Annotated in this window: 5 protein-coding genes; all 5 read left to right on the top strand. The window is 61.2% G+C overall.

From position 1 onward, the window contains the following. The coding region (locus FEM54_RS26195) for an acyl-CoA synthetase family protein (RefSeq protein ID WP_138453620.1) at positions 1–541 on the top strand (541 nt) is incomplete at its 5' end. After that, positions 534–1,832, top strand: a complete 1,299-nt coding sequence (locus FEM54_RS26190) for a membrane protein (RefSeq protein ID WP_017136499.1) — start codon at positions 534–536, stop codon at positions 1,830–1,832. The genes FEM54_RS26195 and FEM54_RS26190, both read left to right, overlap by 8 nt. Before the next feature lie 42 nt (positions 1,833–1,874). Next, a complete protein-coding gene (locus tag FEM54_RS26185; protein WP_017136500.1) occupies positions 1,875–2,639 on the top strand; it encodes an enoyl-CoA hydratase-related protein in 765 nt (254 codons plus the stop codon). Positions 2,640–2,759: 120 nt separating this feature from the next. After that, on the top strand, positions 2,760–3,842 hold the full coding sequence (locus FEM54_RS26180; RefSeq protein WP_138453619.1) for a catalase family peroxidase: 1,083 nt from the start codon (positions 2,760–2,762) through the stop codon (positions 3,840–3,842). Continuing rightward, the coding region (locus tag FEM54_RS26175) for a cytochrome b (protein ID WP_171045902.1) at positions 3,839–4,120 on the top strand (282 nt) is incomplete at its 3' end. The genes FEM54_RS26180 and FEM54_RS26175, both read left to right, overlap by 4 nt.

Below are 4,120 nucleotides of genomic sequence, written 5' to 3'. Positions count from 1 at the left end.
GAATAACACCGTGTATGTCCTCGACGAACACGGTCGCGCCTGTGAACTGGGTGAGATCGGTGAAATGTGGGCCGGCGGCGTCGGGGTAACGGCCGGTTACCTGAACAATACCGAGCTGACCCAGGAGCGCTATCGCCCGGACCCTTTTATGGGCGGTGACGCAATGATGTTTCGCACGCGGGACCTGGGGCGCTGGACGGCAGACGGTCAACTGGAACACTTGGGGCGCGTCGATGATCAGGTGAAGGTGCGTGGCTTTCGTGTGGAACTGGACGCTGTGTCTACGGCCCTGGAGGCGGGCGATGGCTGCATGCGGGCGGTCACTTTGAAGCTGGACAGCCGTAACCTGGTGGCTTTCGTCTCGCCCGTCAGTGCCGACGTCGAGTCGTGCCGAGCCCGCTGCCAGGAGCGCCTGGCCTACTACTGCGTGCCGACATCCATCTACGCGGTGGAGGCTTTTCCGCTGACCGCCAGGGGCAAAATCGACAAGGCCTTGCTGCTGCAACAGGCATTCGCGGCCGAGGTGGCTCGCCATGCTTGATGCACTGACCCGTGCCGTTGTGCCACCCAAACCGGCGTTGTGGCGTCGCTGGACTGCACTGCCGGTGTTTTCCTACTACAACCGCCTGGTGGCACTGGTGTTGTTGGTTAATGCCGTGTTTGTACTGTTGGCGGTCGATTTTGCTGCCATTACGGTTGAAAGGCTTTCGGACATGGTGCTGATCAACCTGTCGCTGGCCATCCTGATTCGTCAGCATTACCTGATCAATGCACTGTTCTGGCTGGCAACCCGTGTGCCAGTCACCTGGCCGTTGCGTGTGCGGCGCAGCGCGGCCAAGGTTTACCACTTCGGCGGGCTGCACAGTGGCGCGGCCCTGGCGGCGACCGCGTGGTTTATAGCGATGGTCGGCGTTCAGGTTGCACGCTATCTGCGCCAGCCCGATAGCGTGTCGTCAGCCTGGTTGTGGCTCACGGGTGTGTTGCTCGGGCTGTTGCTGTTGATGGTGAGCATGGCGCAGCCGTGGATTCGCAGCCGATTCCATAATGGCTTCGAGCGGGTCCATCGGTTTGCCGGCTGGAGCGCGCTGCTACTGTTCTGGGCGTTGACTTTACTGGCGTCCAGCGAGTCTTCGACCAGCTTATTACACAGTGGATCATTCTGGATGCTGGTGCTGCTGACGTTGAGCATTGCCCTGCCATGGTTGCGTCTGCGCAAGGTCGCCGTTGAACACACACGGCCTTCCGGGCATGCGGTGATTACGCGCTTCAAGCACACCACGCCGTTCGCCGGTTCATCCACTGCGATCAGCCGCAACCCTCTGCTGGAGTGGCATTCGTTTGCCAATATTCCTGCACCAGAGGCGGCGGGGTTTCGCCTGATCATATCGCGTGCGGGCGATTGGACTGGGCGCTTCATCGAAGACCTGCCCAGCCACGTGTGGGTCAAAGGCATCACCACGGCGGGCGTGGCTAATGTGGAAACCCTGTTCAAGTCAGTGGTGTATATCGCCACCGGCAGTGGGATCGGCCCGGTCATGCCGCATTTGCTGGCCGCCCAAGTGCCGATCCAGTTGATCTGGTCTACCCGCAGCCCGCGCAAAACCTATGGCGATGAACTGGTGGACGAAATCCTGCGTGCTCAGCCCGGGGCATTGATCTGGGACACCGATGAGCGTGGTAAACCGGACTTGGTGCAATTGGCCTACGGCGCGGTGCAAACCTTCGGTGCAGAAGCGGTGATCTGTATCGCCAACCAGGCGTTGACCGAGCGCGTGGTGCATGAAATGGAAGCCCGTGGCATACCGGCTTATGGCGCGATCTGGGATTCCTGAAACGGCGGCATTGAGGCACAACATTAATCAGCAGAGGTTTTTATGAATGTATTAATAGAACGTCATGGTCGAGTGGTACTGGTCAGGCTTAATCGCCCCCAGGTCAAGAATGCGTTGAGTTCGGCGCTGATGACGGAGTTGATCAGCCGTCTGGAAGTGCTGGACCAGGACCCGCAGGTCGGCTGTTTCGTCATCACCGGCACGCCTGAATACTTCGCCGCTGGGGCCGACATTAAGGAGATGAGTACCAAGTCCTACCTGGACATGCTCGACGAGGATTACTTCGTCGGCTGGGAAGCCTTTACCCGCCGGCGCACGCCAACGATTGCCGCAGTGGCCGGCTATGCGTTCGGCGGCGGCTGTGAGCTGGCGATGATGTGCGACATGATTTTCGCCGCCGATACGGCGACCTTTGCCCAGCCGGAAATCAAACTGGGCGTTATTCCGGGCATGGGTGCGACCCAGCGCTTGACCGGGCTGGTCGGCAAGGCCAAGACCATGGACATGGTGTTGACCGGACGGCCGATGATGGCTCAAGAGGCGCTCCAGGCCGGGTTAGTGTCGCGTGTGTACCCGGCGGCAGACTTGATGGAGCAAACGCTGGCGGTGGCTGCACAGATTGCCGGGTTCTCGCGCACCGCCACACGGGCGGCGCGGGAGGCAGTTGAGCAAGCCTTGGAACTTGGGTTGCACGATGGCGTGCGCCTGGAGCGCCGACTGTTTCATGGGCTGTTCGCGACGCCGGATCAGCAGGAGGGCATGCAGGCGTTTATAAACAAGCGCCCGGCAGTCTTCAACGCGGTTTAGAAGAACGCTCGGTTTGGCAACGCATCTGCTCTGAAAAAACTACAGTGAAAAGGGAATAGACCTACGTGGGATTCGTCTCATAGTTCATTTTCCCTGTGGCCACGTGCCCTGGAGTTTTTCATGGTAGATCACTCATCGCCGCCACGTACGCCCCTCAGTACCGCCAGTTTGTTAGTCAGGCTGGCGTGTATTGGCAGTGTAGTGGCGGTTGTTGCCGGGGCATTCGCCTACGTCAACGGCACGCTTGACCCACAGCGCCTGCGTCCCAAAACCCTGGTCAATGCCCTGGAAACCAATAACGGTGTACACCCTGGGTTTCGGCGTAACCATGCCAAGGGCGTGTGTGTGGCCGGTTACTTCGAGAGCAGCCCCGAGGCGCGCGCTTACTCCAGTGCCCAGGTGTTCAGCGCGGCGAAAACCCCGGTGATCGGCCGATTCGCCTTGCCCAGCGGCAACCCCTACGCGCCGGACAGCAGTGTGCCGATCCGCAGTTTCGCGGTGCAGTTCAGCCAGGCCAACGGCCAGCAATGGCGTACGGGGATGAACAGCATGCCGGTGTTCCCGGTGGGCACGCCTGAGGCGTTTTACCAGATGCTCAAGGCCGGCGCACCCGAGCCGGCCACCGGCAAGCCGAACCCGGCCAGTATGCCGGCGTTTTTTGCCGCGCACCCCGAGACGGCGCCGTTCCTGGCGTGGGTCAAGACCGCCAAGCCCTCGGCCAGTTACGCGACCGAAACCTACAACGGCATCAATGCCTTTTACCTGGTAAACGCCGATGGCCAGCGCCAGGCGGTGCGTTGGGGCGTAGTGCCACAGAGCCAGGATGCGACGGGTGACACCGCGCCGCCTGGCGCTGACTTTCTCGAAAAGGATTTGGTGCAGCGTCTGGCTTCCGGGCCGCTGCGTTGGCAGTTGAACCTGACCCTGGCCAACCCCGGCGATCCGCTGGACGACGCCAGCAAAGCCTGGACCGGCGAGCACAAGGTGCTCAACGCCGGCACCCTGGTGCTGCAAAGCAGCCAACCGCAGGCTGACGGCGATTGCCGCGATATCAACTTTGACCCGCTGATTCTGCCCAGCGGTATCCAAGCCTCCAATGACCCGCTGCTGGCTGCACGCTCGGCGGCTTATGCCAGTTCCTACGTACGCCGCGCTGGCGAAGTCAGCCCGCTGCACAGTGCCCCTCAGGAGTCGAAACCATGAATGCCCAACCACGGTTTTTCGCGCCTCTGGCCCGCCTGCTGCATTGGCTGATGGCGTTGATGGTCATTGCCATGTTGTTTATCGGCGCGGGCATGGCGGCGTCGGTGTCGGAGCGTCACGAGTGGCTGATTCATCTGCACAAGCCACTGGGTATCGCGATTTTGGCGTTGGTGATCGTGCGGCTGGTGGTGCGCTTTTCCACCCGTCAGCCGCCGTTGCCGGCTGACCTGCCACTGTGGCAAGTGCTGGCCGCCAAAGCGTCCCATGTCGTGTTATAT

Source organism: Pseudomonas edaphica (genome assembly GCF_005863185.1).
Classification (GTDB): domain Bacteria; phylum Pseudomonadota; class Gammaproteobacteria; order Pseudomonadales; family Pseudomonadaceae; genus Aquipseudomonas; species Aquipseudomonas edaphica.
The sequence above is the reverse complement of the archived record's forward strand: the minus strand, read 5'-3'. Positions and strand labels throughout refer to the sequence as shown.

Bases quoted from the DNA above. Each gene is read 5' to 3' on its own strand.
- FEM54_RS26190 (WP_017136499.1), top strand. From the start codon at position 534: ATGCTTGATGCACTGACCCGTGCCGTTGTGCCACCCAAACCGGCGTTG.
- FEM54_RS26185 (WP_017136500.1), top strand. From the start codon at position 1,875: ATGAATGTATTAATAGAACGTCATGGTCGAGTGGTACTGGTCAGGCTT.
- FEM54_RS26180 (WP_138453619.1), top strand. From the start codon at position 2,760: ATGGTAGATCACTCATCGCCGCCACGTACGCCCCTCAGTACCGCCAGT.